This window comes from Streptomyces sp. SDr-06 (assembly GCF_003324565.1).
Lineage (GTDB): Bacteria > Actinomycetota > Actinomycetes > Streptomycetales > Streptomycetaceae > Streptomyces.
Genome location: NZ_QOLA01000022.1, coordinates 50650 through 68054, shown reverse-complemented (window position 1 = coordinate 68054; position 17405 = coordinate 50650). Strand labels below are relative to the sequence as shown.

Below are 17405 nucleotides of genomic sequence, written 5' to 3'. Positions count from 1 at the left end.
GGCCCGCCAGGGTGCCCGGCAAGGACGATTCGCCGGGGCCCTCACCGCCCGACGTCGGCCAGTTTGGCCCTCAGCTGGAGGACCGACTTGGTGTGGATCTGGCTCACTCTGCTCTCGGTGACGCCGAGCACGTTGCCGATCTCGGCGAGGGTGAGGCCTTCGTAGTAGTAGAGCGTGACCACGGTCTTCTCGCGTTCGGGGAGCGTGTTGATGGCGCGGGCGAGGAGTCGGCGCAGTTCGCGGTCCTCGGCGACCTCGACGGGGTCGTCGGCGGAGGTGTCCTCGAGGGTGTCCATGAGGCTGAGCCGGTCGCCGCTCTCGCCTCCGACGTGCAGCAGTTCTTCGAGGGCGACGACGTTGGCGAGGGACAACTGGCTGAAGACGGCGTGCAGTTCCTCGACGGCGATGCCCATCTCGGAGGCGACCTCGGCCTCCGAGGGCGTGCGTCTGAGCTGGGCTTCGAGGGTGGCGTAGGCGCGTTCGACGGCACGGGCCTTCTGGCGCACGGAGCGCGGGATCCAGTCGAGGGCGCGCAGTTCGTCGATCATCGCGCCGCGGATGCGGGTGATGGCGTACGTCTCGAACTTGATGGCCCGCTCGATGTCGAACTTCTCGATGGCGTCGATGAGCCCGAAGACGCCGGAGGAGACGAAGTCGGCCTGCTCGACGTTGGGCGGCAGGCCCACGCTCACGCGTCCCGCGACGTACTTCACCAGGGGCGAGTAGTGCAGGATCAACTGCTCGCGCAGCCGCTCGTCGCCGGTGGCCTTGTACGACCGCCACAGCTCGTCGACGGACGAGGGCGCCGGTGGCCGCACGGTGCCGCTGCCGCGGGCAGCCGGGGGCGCTGCCGTGCGATCAGACCCGGAGGTGTGCTGGGGCATGCGTTGCCTTGAGCCGTTCTGCTGTGTCGTGAGCGGAGAGCCGTGTCCGGTCGGGGATCCTCGTGAGCGTAGCGTGACTGGGCTGTCGCGGTGCGCGAAGGCCCGGCGGCAGGGCGCGGTCGTCGGCACCGGGTGCGGCGCAGTCGCAGGTGGGGGCCGTCGCGCCGCGCGTCGGCCCCGAAAGCGCTGTCGTGCGGCCCGCGGTGGACATCGCTCCTCACCTTGTCACCCGATTGCTCCAGGTCAAGCACCGCCTCGCCGCGCGCCCGCCGGGCGCAGGGCGTCGGCCGTCAACTTCCAGTTGTCTCCGACGCGTTCGACGAAGCCGAGGGAGTGCAGTTCGTAGAGCCGGCCGAGCGCTTCGTCGGTGCTGGTTCCGGCTTCGCGGGCGAGGTCGCGGGCCGCGACGGCGCCGCGTGAGGGGAGGGCTTCCAGGACGCGGGCGGTGGTGGGGGCCAGGAGGTCGCGGGGCAGGACGGGTCCGCGGCGGGCGGGTGCGAGTTCGCCCATGTCTCCGACGAGTTCGATGATCTCCGCGGCGTCGGTGACCAGCACGGCTTCGCCGCGCAGGAGTTCGTGGACGCCGGCCGAGAGGCCGCTGGTGGCCGGGCCGGGGACGCCCATGGTGAAGCGGCCGAGTTTCTGTGCGGCGCGGGCGGTGACGAGTGAGCCGCTGCGGTATTCGGCTTCGACGACGACGGTTCCTCGGGTGAGGGCGGCGATGACGCGGTTGCGCAGGATGAACCGGCTGGGCGTGGGGTGGTCTCCGGGTGGCAATTCGCCCACGAGGAGGCCTTGTTCGGCGATGCGTCCGATCAACTCGGCGTGCCCGCGGGGGTAGACGACGTCGACTCCGCAGGCGAGGACGGCGATGGTGGCGCCGCCGGCGGCGAGGGTGCCGCGGTGGACGGCTCCGTCGATGCCGGCGGCGGCGCCGGACACGACGACCCACCCTTTCTCGGCGAGGCCGGAGCCGAGCACGGCGCCCATGTGGGCTCCGTAGGGTGTGCAGGCGCGGGCGCCGACGACGGCGACGGAGCGCAGTGCCCAGATCCGCAGGTCGCTGTGGCCCCGCACCCACAGGCCGACGGGGCGGGCGTCGGCGAGGTCGTCGAGTTGGCGTGGCCATTCCTCGTCGCCGGGGATGAGGAATCTGGCTCCGGCGGCGGTGGCGGTCGCGAGGTCCTGGACCGGGTCGGCGAGGGCGGCTCGGCGGCGGTGGCTTTCGAGTCGTGCGGTGCTGGCGCCGGGCAGGTCGTCCTCGGGGCCTTGGGGGTGGGTGAGGCGGCGCATGAGGTCGACGGCGCCGTAGGTGCGCAGCCAGCGGCCGCCGCGTTCGTCGCCGGGTTCGATGACGCGGGTGAGGGCGGCTCTGGCGAGGCGTTCGGCGCTGGCTCGCGGGGTGTTCATGGGGTGCTCCCGGTGGGCATGGGGGCGCCTCGGGAGATGCCGGTGCGCAGTTCGAGGGCGAGGGCGACGTGTCCGGCGTCGGGGCGGTCGTCTCCGGCGAGGTCGGCGATGGTCCAGGCGACGCGCAGGACGCGGTCGAGTCCGCGGGCGGTGAGCAGTCCGCGTTCCATGTCGCGTTCGGCGCCGGTGAGGGCGCCGGGGGCGGTGAGCCAGCGGGTGCGCAGTTCGTGTCCGGGGACTTCGCTGTTGTTGTTCCAGGGGGTGTCGCGCAGGCGTGCGGCGGTGCGGTCGCGGGCGGCGAGGACGCGTTCGGCGACGACGGCGCTGGGTTCGCCGCGGCCGCCTCCGCCGAGGAGGTCTTCGCGGCGTACGGGTTCCACTTCGACGCGGAGGTCGACGCGGTCGAGGAGGGGTCCGGAGAGTCTGGCCTGGTAGCGGCGGATCATGGAGGCGGGGCATTCGCAGCCCGCTCCGTGCAGGGTGTGGCGGCCGCAGGGGCAGGGGTTGGCGGCGAGGATCATCTGGAAGCGGGCGGGCAGGCGGATGACTCCGGCGCTGCGGGCGATGACGACGTGCCCGGATTCGAGTGGCTGGCGGAGCGCGTCGAGGGCTTTGCCCGCGAACTCGGGGGCCTCGTCGAGGAAGAGGACGCCGCGGTGGGCGACGGAGACGGCGCCGGGGCGTGGGAGGCCGTTGCCGCCGCCGACGAGGGACTGCATGGTGGCGGAGTGGTGCGGGGCGCAGTAGGGGGCGCGGCGGACGAGGGGTTCGCCGGGCGGGAGGATGCCGGCGACGGAGTGGACGGCGGTGACTTCGAGGGATTCCTGGCGGGTGAGGGGCGGCAGGATGCCGGGGAGTCGTTCGGCGAGCATGGTTTTTCCGGCGCCGGGTGGGCCGGAGAGGAGCAGGTGGTGGCCGCCTGCTGCGGCGATTTCGAGGGCGGCGCGGGCGGCGTGCTGGCCCGCGACGTCGACGAGGTCGTGGTCGCCGTCGCGGGGGCCCGTGGTCAGGCCGGTGCCGGCTCCGGCGCCCGGTACGACGAGTCCCGCGAGCATGGCGTCGGGGCGGCCCTTTTCGGCGGGCTCCTCCTCGGGGACCGCCTCGTCGGTGAGGACGGCGACGAGTTGGCGCAGGCTGCGGACGCCGAGGACGGAGATGCCGGGGACGAGGGCGGCTTCGGCGGCGGTCTGTTCGGGGACGACGACCTGTTCGTAGCCCGCTTCGGCCGCGGCGAGGACGGCGGGCAGGATGCCGCGTACGGGGCGTACGCGGCCGTCGAGGCCGAGCTCTCCGATCATGACGAGGTCGGTGAGTTCGCGGGGGTCGATGCGTTCGGCGGCGCCGAGGATCGCGCAGGCGATGGCCAGGTCGAAGCCGCTGCCGCTCTTGGGTACGGAGGCGGGGCTGAGTCCGACGGTGAGTTTCTTCTGGGGCCAGGTGTCGCCGGAGTTGACGACGGCGGCCCGTACGCGGTCGCGGCTTTCGGCGAGGCTCTTGTCGGGGAGGCCGACGAGGGTGAAGGCGGCGACGCCGGGTTCGAGGTCGGCCTGGACCTCGACGACGACTCCTTCGACGCCGACGAGGGCGACGGAGCAGGTGCGTGCGAATCCCATGTCAGGCCGCCCCTCGCACGTGTTCGGCGCGCGGGGCGCCCTTGCGGGGCAGGACGACGCCGATGAGGTCGATGCGCACACCGCCGGGCGGTGGCCCTCCGTGGGCGGCGAGCCAGTGGCCGGCGAGGCGTTGGAGCCGGTCGGCCTTGGCGGGGGTGAGGGCGGCCATGGGGTGTTCGTAGTCGCCGGCCCTGCGGGTCTTGACCTCGCAGATGACGAGCGCGGGGCCGCCGGGGGACGTGTCGTCGCGGGCGACGACGTCGATCTCTCCGGTCCTGCCGCAGCGCCAGTTGCGTTCCAGGACTGTCATTCCGGCTGCTTCGAGCAGCCGTACCGCCAGGTCTTCGCCGTACTTTCCGAGTGCTCCGCGAGCGTTCATGTCGGCACCACCTCCGGCACCGACTGTCACGCATCCGGCCGCAGGAAGTGGATCTTGGTGGACAACGCTTCGGCTGTGGAAAACTCCGCCACTCGAAGGGGGCGTTCCGCGCCCCACACCCCGGGTTGCCCCTGCTCCTCACCCCGGCTTGGGCCTGCCCCTCGTCCCTGGTCCGGCCCCGCCCCTCCCCCGCGCCCCGCTCAAGCCCGCCGCGCCGCCCGGACGAACCCTGCGGCCCGGGCCGACCGGCCCGTGGCGGCTCAGTCGCCCGAGGCCCGGCCGCCCGGCGCTCAGCCGCCGGGCAGTTCGAGGTCGCTCTTGTTCAGCTCCTCGATGTTCACGTCCTTGAACGTGAGCACGCGTACCTGCTTGACGAACCTGGCGGGCCTGTACATGTCCCACACCCAGGCGTCCGCCATCGACACCTCGAAGAACACCTCGCCCTGGACCGAGTGCACCTGCATCTCGTAGTCGTTGGTGAGGTAGAAGCGCCGCTCGGTCTCAATCACGTATTTGAACAGACCGACGACGTCGCGGTACTCCCGGTAGAGCTTCAGCTCCATCTCGGTCTCGTACTTTTCGAGGTCCTCGGCGCTCATGGCATGTTCCCCTTCAGCCGTGCGTCCCCCTATTGTGCGTCAGCCTCCTGGGCCCCTAAACGATTTCCGGGGCCAGGACCACCGGCGCGTGCGGAGGACCCTCGTCGAGCAGCGTGCGCAGCAGCTCGGCGAGCCTGGTCGGGTACACCGTCTCACGCGCCGCCGACAGTTCGGCGGAGGTCCACCACCTCAGGCCCGAGGTACTGCGCCGCTCCAGCTCCGTCAGGCCGCCGGGGGCGGTCTCGGTCTGGCTGGTGCGGGCCAGGTAGTACCACTCGTCCTGGTCCCAGCGGCGGCCGTCGAAGGGGAAGGAGCAGGTCCGCTGCCACAGCACCGGGCCGAGCTCGACGTCTGTGATCCCGGTCTCCTCCGCGAGTTCGCGCAGGGCCGCCTCGGCCCGGGTCTCGTCGCCCTCCAAGCCGCCGCCGGGGGTGAACCACCAGGTGTCGGCGGGGTCTTCGGGCTCGTACCCGTGCATGAGCAGGATGCGGTCGTCCGGGTCGAGCAGGATGACCCGGGCGACCTTGCGCGGCTCGGTCATCGGCGTCACCTCGCGGGCGCGGCGGCGCGGGTCCTGCCGCGCCGGGCGAGGGCGGCGATCGGTCCGTGGGCGGCGCCCAGCAGGATCAGCACGGCGCCGGTCACGACGGCGCCCAGGACCAGTTTCAGCGGGCCGGGCCGGGAGATGCCGCCGGGCAGGTCCTCGAAGCCCGAGGGGCGCCCCAGCATGCCGTCCATGGGCCAGGCGATGGCGTCCACCCTCGCGGTCACGGCGGTCAGCGGGACCGAGCCGTTGGTGGCGTCGTCCAGGTGGACGCGGGAGTCCATCGAGACGTACCGGTCGTCGCCGAGCAGGAAGACCTGCCCCTGGGGGACCTTGGCGTCGAAGGACGAGGCGGAGGCGGGGGTCTTGCCGTGCAGATACGGTTCGTCGACGGCGCGGCCGTTGACGGTGAGCTTTCCGTCCGTGCCGCAGCACTTCACGGTGTCGCCCCCGATGCCGACGACCCGCTTGACCATGGGCATGTCGCCCCAGGTCTTGTCGGTGAACACGACGACGTCACCGCGCCGGACGTCACCGGCGGATATGCGCTGGGCGAGCACGTGGTCGCCGGCCTTGACGGTCGGCGACATGGATTGGGTGGGCACGGTGTACGGCTTGTACTGCACGGCCCCCCAGGCGAATCCGCCGAGGAAGAGGACACAGCCGACGGCCACGGCGAGTCCCGACAGCACACTGCCGAGACTGCGGCCGCGGCCGTCGTGGTCCAGTCCGTTACCGCTCATCGCAGCGCTCCCTTTCCGGCAGCGCCCGGGGTGCGTGGCGCACCCCGGGCTCCGGAGATCGACGATCCGGGACCGCACCCTACCCGGCGGTACGCCCGCGGGTCAGCCCTTGGCGACCGGGCTTTCCGCCTTGACCTGCGCTTGAAGGAGCTTGCGGCGCCGCCACAGCACCATCGGCACCGCGCCGACGAGGCCGACGGCGGCGGGCGCCGCCGTGCCCATCGCGCTCAGGCCGGGCTGGTCGAAGGTGTCCGGGACGCCGAGCCAGTCGATGCGGTTGAGCGGCCAGGCGATGGTGAAGGCGCGGCCGACGACCTCGTCGGTGGAGACCGTGCCGCCACCGGTCAGTTCCTGGTGGTAGCGGGAGTCCAGCGAGTTCTGGCGGTGGTCGCCCATCACCCAGATCCGGCCCGATGGCACCTTGATCGGACCGAACGGCATGTCGTCGCAGGCGCTGTCACCGGGGTAGATGTACGGCTCCTTGAGCGCCTTGCCGTTGACCGTGACCGGGCCGCCCTTCTTGCACTCGACCGTGTCGCCGCCGACCGCGATGACCCGCTTGATCAGGTCCTTCTCCTCGGCGGACGGCATCAGGCCGATGAAGCTGAGGAACTTCTGCGCCGCGTTCGGGTTCGGGGTGGGCTCGCCGTCGAGCCAGCCGCCCGGGTCGTGGAAGACGACGACCTCGCCGCGCTGCGGCTCGGCGCCGAACCACGGGGTGAGCTTGTCGACCAGCACCCGGTCCCCGCGCTGAAGGGTGTCCTGCATCGAGTCCGAGGGAATCGAGAAGGCCTGCACCAGGAACGTCTTGATCAGCAGGGCCAGGACGAGCGCGATGCCGATGAGCAGCGGCAGTTCCTTCCAGAAGGAACGCGGCTTCTTGGGGGCGCGCCCCTCGCCGTCACCGGGGCCTTCGCCGCCGGGTCCGCCGTCGCTGGGTCCACTGTCCTGCGCGGGCACCGTGTGCTCGGTCGCGGGGCTGTCCGCCGGTTCCGCGGAGGCCGGCCCCGCGGTGGATCCCGGGGAGGAATCGGCGAGCTCGTTCTCCGGCCGCTCCTCCGGCTCTTCGCGTCCGGATCGTGCGCCGACCGCCAAATCCCCCACATCCACTCCTCACTCTGTGCCACCGCCTGGCCCGTACGAGGCTCAGGCCCACCACTCCCATAACGAGCGGGAGTTCCGCAGGGGTCGGGGGCTGGCTCGCTTGGTCCGGCTCCACCGCCGGTTCCCGGGACGACACCCTATGCGACATACCGAGGGCCGAGCCGCCGGGCGCGGCGGGCACCGGGCCGAACGCGGAGGGCACCTCCAGCCGGCGCCAGTGTGCGAAAGGCCAGGCCACGACCACCGCGCGGCCCACCACCCCGCTCACCGGGACGGTCCCCTGGTGGCCGTCGTCGAGGTGGTACCGGGAGTCCGCGGAGTTGGACCGGTGGTCGCCCATGACGAAGATCCGGCCTTGCGGAACTTTTACCTCGAATTGGATGAGGGAGGGCGGATTGCCGGGGTGGACGTACGGCTCGTCGAGCGGCCGGCCGTTGACAGTGATCCTGCCGTCCTTGTCGCAGCACTTCACGGTGTCGCCGCCGACCGCGATGACCCGCTTGATCAGGTCCTGCTCGTTGTCGGAGGGGAGCAGGCCGATGAAGGTCAGGCCCTGCTTGACCTGTTTGACGACGACGGGGTCCTCGCCCGAGGACGCCTTGTGTTCGTCCTTGAGCCAGCCGCCGGGGTCCTTGAACACGACGACCTGGCCCCGCTCCGGTTCCGAGCCGAACCAGGGGGTGAGTTTGTCGACGAGGACGCGGTCGCCGATGGTAATGGTCTGCTGCATCGAGCCGGACGGGATCACGAAGGCCTGGACGAGGAACGTCTTCAGGACGAGGGCGATGAGCAGCGCGACGACGATCAGGAGCGGGATCTCGCGCACGGCCGACCTGCGCCGGCGCCGTTTGACCTTGCGGGCGAGCCTGCGCCGCTCGGCCCGGCCGCTCTGGCCGCGCCGTCCCTGGGCGCCGGACGTGGGCCGGGTGCCGGTGGGCAGCGGCTGGTCGGGAGCGGGGGCGGGGGCGGGGGTTCGCGACCGCCCGCGGCTACCCATGTCCCCCGCCCGGGCTCGGTACGTCCGCGAAGGCGCCGGAGCCGCCCACCGAGGTCCACCGGCCGAAGGGCCAGCCGATCCAGTCGGCGCGCCCGATCACGCGGTCGACGGGCACCATGCCGCCGCCGGGGTCGCCGAGGTGGTCGCGGGAGTCGCTGGAGCGGGAGCGGTGGTCGCCGAGGACCCACAGGGTGCCGTCGGGTACGACGATGTCGAAGGGCACCTGGGAGGGGCTGTCTCCGGGGTGCAGATAGGGCTCGTCGACGGCCGTGCCGTTCACCTGGATCCTCCCCCGCCGGTCGCAGCAGACCACGTGGTCCCCGCCGACTCCGACGACGCGCTTGACGTAGTCGGTCTCGACGGGCTCGGTGAGGCCGAGCGCCGCTCCTGCTGAACGCACCGCGCGCCCCAGCGGGTTCCCCTCGTCCCCTTCGCGTACGAAGGAGCCCCGGCCGTCGAAGACGACGACGTCGCCGCGCCCGGGGGCGGCGCCGAAGCGGTAGGCGAGCTTGTTGACCAGGACCCGGTCGCCCACGTGGAGGGTGGGTTCCATGGATCCGCTGGGGATGAGGAAGGGCTGCACCACGAAGTGGCTGAGCAGCAGCAGGAAGACGACGCAGAGCGCGAACAGTGCTCCGGCCTTGCGCCAGGGCCCGTCGAGGTGGTCGGCCAGGGCGGTGAAACGCGCGGAGCGCGACTCTTCCGCGGGCCCCGGATCGGGGGTGGCGGAAGGGTCGCGCTCCGTGTGTTGTGCTTCGGTGTCCATCGGGGCCAGAGCTTATCCGGCCGCCGTCGGACCCGTACGCGCGTGTGAGCCGGGGGCTCAGCGGTCGCGCTTCTCCTTGATCTTGGCGGCCTTGCCGCGCAGCTCACGGAGGTAGTAGAGCTTGGCGCGACGGACGTCACCGCGGGTCACGACCTCGATCTTCTCGAAGATCGGGGAGTTCACCGGGAAGGTGCGCTCGACGCCGACGGAGAAGGAGACCTTGCGGACGGTGAAGGTCTCGGAGACACCGGCGCCCTGGCGGCGGATGACGACGCCCTTGAACTGCTGGATACGGGAGCGGTTGCCCTCGATGACGCGGACGTGGACGTTGACGGTGTCACCCGGGCGGAAGGCCGGGACGTCGCTGCGCAGCGCGGCGGCGTTGACGGAGTCGAGCAGGCTTGCCATGACTGACTACTTCCTCACTGATGCCACAGGTCATCAGCGGCGTTCGAGATGGATGGGGTGCCGGGCGCGGTGGGCGGGCGTCGTTCCCCCTGTGGCAGGGGCGCCGGCCGGGCGTACAGCAGCGGCCTATTCTTCCACGTCCTGGGGCCTGCGCCAAAATCGGCCGCCGGGCTCGGGGGCCCAGCCGAGGATGGAGAGGGTTTCGCGGTCCTTCTTGTCGAAGGCGGTGGCCTCGCAGCGTTCGATCAGGTCGGGCCGGTGGAGGGCGGTGCGCCTGAACGCCTCGTCCCGGCGCCAGCGGGCGATCTTGCCGTGGTGGCCGCTGAGCAGGACGTCGGGGATGCCGCGGCCGCGCCACTCGGGGGGCTTGGTGTAGACGGGGCCTTCGAGGAGGTTGGCCATGGCGCCGGGCGCGAAGGAGTCGTCGCGGTGGGACTCGGCGTTGCCGAGGACGCCGGGCAGCAGCCGGGCCACCGCCTCGGTGATCACCAGCACCGCGGCTTCGCCGCCGGCCAGGACGTAGTCGCCGATGGACACCTCGTACACGGGCAGCCGGGTCGCGTACTCGTCCATGACGCGGCGGTCGATGCCTTCGTAGCGGGCGGGCGTGAAGATCAGCCAGGGCCGCTCGGAGAGCTCGACGGCGAGTTCCTGGGTGAAGGGGCGGCCGCTGGGGGTGGGCACGACCAGGACGGGCCCGTGCGCGCCGGATTCGTAGCCGTTCGCGAGCGTCTCGTCCAGGCAGTCGCCCCAGGGCCCGGTCTTCATGACCATGCCGGGGCCGCCGCCGTAGGGGGTGTCGTCGACGGTGTTGTGCCGGTCGTGGGTCCAGTCCCGCAGGTCGTGGACGTGGACGTCGAGCTGGCCGCGGGCGCGGGCCTTGCCGACCAGCGAGACGTTCAGCGGGTCGAGGTACTCGGGGAAGATCGTGACGACGTCGAGCCGCATCAGTTCCGGCCCTCGGTCTCTTCGCCGGGCTCGTCGTCGCGGGCGGAGGCGATCTCGGCGCGGTCGTCGATCAGGCCGGGCGGCGGGTCGATGACCGCGCGCTGCGCCTCCAGGTCGATCTCGGTGACGATCTGCTCCACGAACGGGATCATGACCTCGGTGCCGTCGGGCCGCTCCACGATGAAGAGGTCCTGCGAGGGCAGGTGGGTGATCTCGGTGATGCGGCCGACCTCGGTGCCGTCGGCGAGCACCACGTCGAGGTCCATGAGCTGGTGGTCGTAGTACTCGTCGGGCTCTTCGGGCAGTTCGGCCGGGTCGACGTCGGCGATGAGGAGGGTGTTGCGCAGGGCCTCGGCGGCGTTGCGGTCGCGCACGCCCTCGAAGCGCAGCAGCAGCCGGCCGCTGTGCACCCGGCCGGTCTCGATGGTCAGCGGGCCCGCCGATGCCGGGTCGGTGGTGAGTACGGCGCCGGGGCCGAGCCTGAGCTCCGGCTCGTCGGTGCGCACCTCGACGGTGACCTCGCCCTTGATGCCGTGGGCGCGGCCGATCCGCGCGACTACCAACTGCACGCTTGCTTCTCCTTCGGACAACTGCGGCCTGGGTGCGGCCGCGGCCTTCGCCCGGCCGCGGGGTCCGGGCCGGGCGCCCCGGTCTCGTACATCCGGGGCCTTCGTACCACTATGGCCTCTGCGGCCTGTATGGGCTGTACGGCCTGTATGGCCTGTATGGCCCTGTATACGACTACGGGCCGGGGAGGGCCAGAAGCCCTCCCCGGCCCGAGCCGGCGTATCTAGGTAAAGCGACCCAACTGGTCAGCGGACCTGGTCCACGTCGACGAGGTCGACGCGGATGCCACGACCGCCGATTGCGCCCACGACGGTGCGCAGGGCGCGGGCGGTACGGCCGTTGCGGCCGATCACCTTGCCGAGGTCGTCGGGGTGGACCCGGACCTCCAGCACGCGCCCCCGGCGCAGGTTGCGCGAGGCGACCTGCACGTCGTCGGGGTTGTCGACGATGCCCTTCACGAGGTGCTCGAGAGCCTCCTCGAGCATGCTCAGGCCTCGGTCGACTCGGCGGCGGCCTCGGCCTCGTCCGCCTTCTTCTCGGTCTTCTTCGCCTTCTGGGTGATGGCCTCACCCTTGGCGTCGTCGCCCTCGAGGGTCTTGGCGAAGGCCTCGAAGGAAGCGCGCTTGTCTTCCTTCGTCTCCGGCTGGAGCAGCGGCGCGGGGGCCGGGAGGCCCTTGTGCGCCTGCCAGTCGCCGGTGAGCTTCAGGATGGCGAGGACGGCCTCGGTCGGCTGGGCGCCGACGGACAGCCAGTACTGCGCACGCTCGGCGTTGACCTCGATGCGCGACGGGTTGTACGTCGGGTGGTACAGACCGATTTCCTCGATCGCGCGACCGTCACGGCGAGTGCGGGCGTCGGCGACGACGATGCGGTAGTGCGGCTGGCGAATCTTGCCGAGGCGCTTGAGCTTGATCTTGACTGCCACTGGAGTGGTGTCTCCTGGTCTTGACGTGGTTGGGCACATGAGATGCCACGTGGGGTTGCGGTACTCGGGTGCCCGATGGACGCGTCAGCCGGAGGCGAGAGGGTTCCTGTGCGGCTGTCGAGTACAGCTAGCCATTGTGCCACACGCCTGGAGTGCGCACGCCGGGGGTCCGTGGGGCACCCCCGGTGGATCCGCTTCCACGGGCCCGTGCCGCCCCTGCCGGCGGCCGGACCCGGGGTCAGCCGACCGCGGCGACCACTTCGGCCCCTTCCGGGATGCGGAACGGCTTGCCGCAGCCGCCGCAGACGATGGGCGCCTGGGCGAGCACGGAGGGGACGACGCGTACGTTGCGCCCGCAGTCGCACACGGCCTTGACCCGCACGCCGCCGCCGGAGGAGCCGTGCCGGGCGGCAGGTCCGCGGAAGGAGCGCTTGGTGTCGGCGGCGGTGGCGACGGTGTGCGCCTTCAGTGCGCGCTGCAGCCGTTCGATGGTGGGCCGGTAGCGGCGCCTTGCCTCGGCGTTCAGCGTGACCAGGGAGAAGCCGCTGCTGGGATGCGGTTCCTCCGGGTGGTCGAGGCCGAGCTCCTCGGCGATCGCCAGGAATCTCCGGTTGTGGTAGCGGCCGGCGCGGGAGGTGTCGCGGACACCGCGGGCGGCGGCAATGCCGTGGACTGCCTCATGGAGCAGTCGCTCGAAGGAGAGCTCGGCGCCACAGGCGGACGACGACTCTCCGATCAGGGACTCGGGCGCGGCTAGGTCCGGCAGCTCGGAGTGGTACCGCTGAATGTCGGCCCACGCCTGTGCCAGCTCTGCGGCGAGAACAGGTGGTGTCGTGCTCACGTCGTGACAACGAGCCGCAGGGCCGCTGTGTTCCTATTCCGGGCCATCCCAAATAATTTGCTCGTACCCGTCAGTTGGCATTGATGCGCGCGGACGAGGGCGGGTGCGCTGATCTGCGGAGAAGGCTCACAGCTCACACCAAGGTATGACGTAGCGGCGCGTACGCCCCGGCGCGTAGCTGAAGTGTGCGCGCCGGGACGGTCGTTGTCATCTGATGGGCAAGAGGTGTTTCGGCCGAGTCGGGGTGGCTTGTCGGCCACCGCTCGGACCGCACGGGTTCCGCTCAGTAGGCGCGGGCCACGATCGCGACGATACCGGGTGCGTCGTCGGTCTCGGGCACCGACCCGTCCTCGGCGACCAGACACCGTACGGACACGGCCTGTTCGGCGAGCTTGGCCTCGCCCTCGGGGCCGAGGTCCGCCCACGGGATGCGCGCCCAGCCGCCGGCCACGGCCGCCTCGGCGGCCTCGGCGAGGGTGGCGACGTCGCTCGTGCGGGACTCGCGGCGCTCGCGGGACTGCCGCAGGAGCAGCGCCTGGTCCTCTTCGAGGACGGTGGGCAGCAGTGCGGCGAGCGCGGCCGCGTCGCTGGACACGGCCTCCTTGCCGCCGGGGATGCGGCGGGCCAGCATCGCGGTGCCGTTCTTCAGGTCGCGCGGGCCGATCTCGATGCGTACCGGTACGCCCTTGAGCTCCCAGTCCACGGCGCGGCGGCCGAACGGGGTGTCCACGCGGTCGTCGACCTGGACGCGCAGGCCCGCGGCCTTGAGGCGGTCGCCGAGTTCGCGGACCTTGGCGACGGCCTCGTCGCCCTTGATCGCCATGACGACGACCTGGACGGCGGCGAGCCGCGGCGGCACCCGCAGTCCGCTGTCGTCGCCGTGCGACATGATCAGCCCGCCGACCATGCGGGTGGAGACGCCCCAGGAGGTCTGCCAGACGAGTTCCTGCTTGCCGTCCTTGGACAGGTACTGGGTGTTGAAGGCCTTGGCGAAGTTGGTGCCGAGCTCGTGGCTGGTGCCCATCTGGAGGGCCTTGCCGTCGCCCATCATCCCTTCGAGGGTGAGGGTGTTGATGGCTCCGGCGAAGCGCTCCTTGGCGGTCTTGCGGCCGAGGACCACGTCGATGCCGAGCACGTTGATCATGAAGTCGGCATAGACGTCCCGGTGGATGCGGGCGGCGTAGTCGCGGGCGTCCTCGTAGGTGGCGTGGGCGGTGTGGCCCTCCTGCCAGAGGAATTCGCTCGTACGGAGGAAGACGCGCGGGCGCATCTCCCAACGGACCACGTTCGCCCACTGGTTGATGAGCAGCGGCAGGTCGCGGTAGCTCTGGACCCACTTCGAGAAGTAGTCGTTGATGATCGTCTCGGAGGTGGGGCGCACCACGACGGGCTCTTCGAGCTCCTTGCCGCCACCGTGCGTGACCACCGCGAGCTCGGGCGCGAAGCCCTCGACGTGCTCAGCCTCGCGAGTCAGGTAAGACTGGGGGATGAAGAGCGGGAAGTAGGCGTTCTGGGCGCCCGCGTCCTTGATGCGGGCATCCATCTCCTGCTGCATCCGCTCCCACAGGCCGTATCCGTACGGCCGGATCACCATGGTGCCGCGCACGGGACCGTTGTCCGCGAGCTCGGCCTTGTTGATCAGATCCTGGTACCAGCGGGGAAAGTCTTCCGCCTGGGGCGTGAGAACGGGTGCCTTTGCCATGGCGCGAATGGTACGGCGCAAGGGTCGTGGAGCGTGAATCGGCTTCCGGCCGCACCCGGTCCGCGCTTTACGCGGTTGATGGCTCCGCCCTCTGGACGCGGGGCAGGATGCGGAGTTCCCTGGCATACGGGGGAAGTGCGTACGGACATTCACGGGGGGCTGTCAATCAGGGCACAGCTGACCTCTCGGCGATTGGGGCGCTTTCCATGACACCAACGCTCGTCCGGCATCAGTCCCGCACGGCCTCCGCCCCCTCGGCGGGCACGTCCGAGCGCGCGCGGGACTGGGCGGAGATCCAGGAACGGATGCTGGTCCCCCTCATCGAGGCGGCGTACGAACGGCTCGACGTGGGGCCTGCCACCCGGTTGCTCGGGCTGGGCTGCGGATCGGGGCTCGCCCTGCTGATCGCGGCCTCGCGCGGGGCGGTGGTCACCGGTGTCGACCGTCCCGAGCGCGCGGCGCGCCTGGCGCTGGCGCGCGACCGGCTGGTGCCCGAGCCCGGCTGGGACGGCGCGCCGGGGATGGGTGCGAGCCGGGTGGTGACGGGCGGGCCCGCCGACGCGGCGGAGCCGGGCCGTCCCCCGTACAACTTGATCACCGCTTTCGAGCCGGTCGGCTGCGCGGCCGGTGACACCGAGGGGCTCGTGGCGGCCCTGGAAGGGGCCGTCCGCCTCGCCGAGCACGGCAGTGCGGTGGTGCTGGTCGGCTGGGGGCCGCCGGAGCGGTGCGCGACCTCGGGCGTGCTGCGGGTGGCGACCCGGCTGACGTCCCGGCTGAGCGAGGCCCCGCGCTGGCGGCCGAGCCGCCGTGACGACCTGGAGGACGTGGCCGCGCGTGCCGGGTTGCGGCCGGACGGTTCGGGCCGGGTGGCCTGCCCGTTCGGCTACGCGGATCTGGACAGTGCGATACGCGGCCTGATGTCGACGGGCGCCTTCGACGCGGCGGCCCGCGCGACCGACCAGGCGCAGGTGGAGAAGGAGCTCACCGAGGCGCTGCACGGGCATGTACGGCGCGACGGCACGGTGTGGATGCCGAATGTCTTCCGCTATCTGATCGCCCGTACGCCCTGACGGTCACAACCCCCTTGGTCCGCAGGCCAGTTGGGGCGGGCCACTAGCTCCCCGCCTTGGACAGGCGGGGAATCCCGGCCGCGCGGTAGGCCGCCTCCTCCTCCAGGGTCTCGTTGGCCAGCAGCGCCTTAGCGAGCGCGTCCAGCTTGTCGCGGTTCTCGCTCAGCAGCAGGCGGGCCCGGTCGTAGCACTCGTCGACGATGCGGCGCATCTCGACGGCGATGGCGTCCAGGGTGCCGGGCGCGGCCGAGAGCCCGTAGGCCTGCTGGGCGTCGCCGGGCAGCGCGGACAGCGGGCCGATCTTCTCGCTCATGCCCCAGCGGCCGACCATGCCGCGCACGATGCTGGTGACCTGTTCCAGGTCGTTCTCGGCGCCGGTGGTGATCACGTCGAAGACGAGCTGCTCGGCCGCCATGCCGCCGAGCGCGCCGATGATCCGGCCGCGCAGGTACTCCTCGGTGTAGGCGTACTTGTCGGCGTCGGGGGTGGACAGGGTGACGCCGAGGGCCCGGCCCCGGGGCACGATGGTGACCTTGCGGACCGGGTCGGCGCCGGGCTGGAGCATGCCGAGCAGGGCGTGCCCGCTCTCGTGGTAGGCGGTGCGGCGGCGCTCCTCGTACGGCATCACCAGGGGCCGCTCGGCGCCGAGTTGGACCTTTTCGAGAGCGTCGGAGAGGTCGGACTGGGTGACCTCGCGCTGCTGACGCTTGACGGCGAGCAGGGCGGCCTCGTTGGCGAGGTTGGCGAGGTCGGCTCCGGTCATGCCGGGCGTGGTGCGGGCGACCTGCTCCAGGTCGACGTCCTGCGCCATCGGGATCTCACGGGTGTGGATCTTCAGGATGGCCTCGCGGCCGCCCCGGTCGGGCGGGCTGACGTGGACGATGCGGTCGAAGCGGCCGGGCCGGGTGAGGGCCGGGTCCAGGACGTCGGCCCGGTTGGTGGCGGCGAGCACGATGACGCCCTCGGAGCCGGAGAAGCCGTCCATCTCGGTGAGGATCTGGTTCAGGGTCTGTTCGCGTTCGTCGTGGCCGCCCATGCCGGAGCCGCCGCCGCGGGCCCGGCCGATGGTGTCGATCTCGTCGATGAAGACGATCGCGGGGGCCACCTTGCGGGCCTCGGCGAAGAGTTCGCGTACGCGTGAGGCGCCGACGCCCACGATCATCTCGATGAACTCGGAGGCGGAGGCGGAGAAGAAGGGCACCCCGGCCTCGCCCGCGACCGCCCGGGCGAGCAGCGTCTTGCCGGTGCCGGGCGGGCCCGCGAGCAGCACGCCGCCGGGCATCCGCGCGCCCATCCGGTGGTAGGCGCCGGGGTTCTTGAGGAAGTCGACGACGTCGTTGAGCTCGCCCTCGACCTCGTCGATGCCCGCCACGTCCTCGAAGGTGGTGCGTTTGCCGTCGGCCATCTCGACCGGTTTGGGCGGCGTCTTGCGGCCGAGCATGCCGCCGGCGCCGCCGCCCATGCCCGCACTCATGCGGCGGGCGATGAACAGCCACAGGACAACGAGCAGCAGCATCGGGGCGAGCGAGATCAGCAGGTTGGAGAGGAAGCTGCGGTGCTCGACGACCGGCTCGGCGGTGACGGTGACGCCCTGCTTGGTGAGCTGGCTCCACAGGTTGTCGTCGGCGAAGGTCGGCCGCTGGGTGGTGAACTTCGTGTAGTCACCGCTGCCCTCGCCGGAGGGGACGGGCGCCTTGTTCTTGAGCTGGCCCTGGATGGCGTCGCCCTTGGCGTAGATCTTCGAGACGTTGCCGGCCGCGACCTGCTTGCTGAACTCGGTGTACGAGACGGTCGGCTCGTCGCCCTCGTTGAAGAACGACAGGATCAGGTTGGTGATCAGGTAGACGATCAGCGCGGTGAGGATCAGCCGGCCCCAGCCGCCGGGCATCTTCCTCTTCGGCGCGG

Annotated in this window: 19 protein-coding genes; 1 reads left to right on the top strand and 18 read right to left on the bottom strand. The window is 71.5% G+C overall.

The window, feature by feature from the left end:
• Positions 1-41: 41 nt before the first annotated feature.
• The 17 genes from whiG to proS all read right to left on the bottom strand — a co-directional run bounded on the left by whiG (position 42) and on the right by proS (position 14430).
• Positions 42-884, bottom strand: a complete 843-nt coding sequence (whiG, locus tag DT019_RS31820) for an RNA polymerase sigma factor WhiG (RefSeq protein WP_100577968.1) — start codon at positions 882-884, stop codon at positions 42-44.
• A 243-nt stretch (positions 885-1127) separates the two neighbouring features.
• Positions 1128-2294, bottom strand: a complete 1167-nt coding sequence (gene dprA / locus DT019_RS31815) for a DNA-processing protein DprA (protein WP_114040435.1) — start codon at positions 2292-2294, stop codon at positions 1128-1130.
• Positions 2291-3907 carry a YifB family Mg chelatase-like AAA ATPase gene (locus DT019_RS31810; protein WP_114040434.1) on the bottom strand — a complete coding sequence of 539 codons (1617 nt, stop codon included), beginning with the start codon at positions 3905-3907 and terminating at the stop codon, positions 2291-2293. The genes dprA and DT019_RS31810 overlap by 4 nt, the downstream gene beginning before the upstream one ends.
• A 1-nt stretch (position 3908) precedes the next feature.
• On the bottom strand, positions 3909-4286 hold the full coding sequence (locus DT019_RS31805; protein WP_114040433.1) for a YraN family protein: 378 nt from the start codon (positions 4284-4286) through the stop codon (positions 3909-3911).
• 290 nt (positions 4287-4576) lie between these two features.
• Entirely contained in the window at positions 4577-4885 is a 309-nt protein-coding gene (locus tag DT019_RS31800) for a DUF2469 domain-containing protein (protein ID WP_003965949.1), read from the bottom strand.
• 55 nt (positions 4886-4940) lie between these two features.
• Positions 4941-5426, bottom strand: a complete 486-nt coding sequence (locus tag DT019_RS31795) for an NUDIX hydrolase (protein ID WP_114040432.1) — start codon at positions 5424-5426, stop codon at positions 4941-4943.
• 5 nt (positions 5427-5431) lie between these two features.
• A complete protein-coding gene (gene lepB, locus DT019_RS31790; protein ID WP_114040431.1) occupies positions 5432-6172 on the bottom strand; it encodes a signal peptidase I in 741 nt (246 codons plus the stop codon).
• A gap of 102 nt (positions 6173-6274) precedes the next feature.
• Positions 6275-7132: a signal peptidase I gene (gene lepB, locus DT019_RS31785; RefSeq protein WP_114040430.1), complete on the bottom strand. Its 858-nt coding sequence runs from the start codon at positions 7130-7132 to the stop codon at positions 6275-6277.
• Positions 7074-8273, bottom strand: a complete 1200-nt coding sequence (gene lepB / locus DT019_RS31780; RefSeq protein WP_114040429.1) for a signal peptidase I — start codon at positions 8271-8273, stop codon at positions 7074-7076. The genes lepB (DT019_RS31785) and lepB (DT019_RS31780) overlap by 59 nt, the downstream gene beginning before the upstream one ends.
• Positions 8266-9039 carry a signal peptidase I gene (gene lepB, locus DT019_RS31775; protein WP_114040428.1) on the bottom strand — a complete coding sequence of 258 codons (774 nt, stop codon included), beginning with the start codon at positions 9037-9039 and terminating at the stop codon, positions 8266-8268. Before lepB (DT019_RS31775) ends, lepB (DT019_RS31780) begins: the two co-directional genes overlap by 8 nt.
• 57 nt (positions 9040-9096) lie before the next feature.
• Positions 9097-9447, bottom strand: coding sequence for a 50S ribosomal protein L19 (gene rplS, locus DT019_RS31770; protein WP_053727934.1), 351 nt, complete (start codon positions 9445-9447; stop codon positions 9097-9099).
• A 126-nt stretch (positions 9448-9573) separates the two neighbouring features.
• Positions 9574-10395: a tRNA (guanosine(37)-N1)-methyltransferase TrmD gene (gene trmD / locus DT019_RS31765; RefSeq protein WP_114040427.1), complete on the bottom strand. Its 822-nt coding sequence runs from the start codon at positions 10393-10395 to the stop codon at positions 9574-9576.
• Positions 10395-10964, bottom strand: a complete 570-nt coding sequence (gene rimM / locus DT019_RS31760) for a ribosome maturation factor RimM (protein ID WP_114040426.1) — start codon at positions 10962-10964, stop codon at positions 10395-10397. The genes trmD and rimM overlap by 1 nt, the downstream gene beginning before the upstream one ends.
• Positions 10965-11207: 243 nt before the next feature.
• A complete protein-coding gene (locus DT019_RS31755; protein WP_005311361.1) occupies positions 11208-11447 on the bottom strand; it encodes an RNA-binding protein in 240 nt (79 codons plus the stop codon).
• A gap of 2 nt (positions 11448-11449) precedes the next feature.
• Positions 11450-11887 (bottom strand): 30S ribosomal protein S16, encoded by a 438-nt coding sequence (gene rpsP, locus DT019_RS31750; RefSeq protein WP_053727931.1) that lies wholly within the window; start codon positions 11885-11887, stop codon positions 11450-11452.
• 238 nt (positions 11888-12125) lie between these two features.
• Complete coding sequence (locus tag DT019_RS31745) at positions 12126-12728, bottom strand: hypothetical protein (RefSeq protein WP_114040425.1); 603 nt, start codon at positions 12726-12728, stop codon at positions 12126-12128.
• Between the two features lie 283 nt (positions 12729-13011).
• On the bottom strand, positions 13012-14430 hold the full coding sequence (gene proS / locus DT019_RS31740; protein WP_114040424.1) for a proline--tRNA ligase: 1419 nt from the start codon (positions 14428-14430) through the stop codon (positions 13012-13014).
• A 206-nt stretch (positions 14431-14636) separates the two neighbouring features.
• Here proS and DT019_RS31735 point away from each other — a divergent pair, with 206 nt between their 5' ends.
• Positions 14637-15500 carry an SAM-dependent methyltransferase gene (locus DT019_RS31735; RefSeq protein WP_114040423.1) on the top strand — a complete coding sequence of 288 codons (864 nt, stop codon included), beginning with the start codon at positions 14637-14639 and terminating at the stop codon, positions 15498-15500.
• Positions 15501-15543: 43 nt separating this feature from the next.
• Here the strand turns inward: DT019_RS31735 and ftsH are convergent, their stop codons facing one another.
• The gene (gene ftsH / locus DT019_RS31730) at positions 15544-17388 is read right to left on the bottom strand and encodes an ATP-dependent zinc metalloprotease FtsH (protein ID WP_411292756.1); all 1845 of its coding nucleotides are present in this window, start codon (positions 17386-17388) and stop codon (positions 15544-15546) included.
• Positions 17389-17405 lie beyond the last annotated feature (17 nt).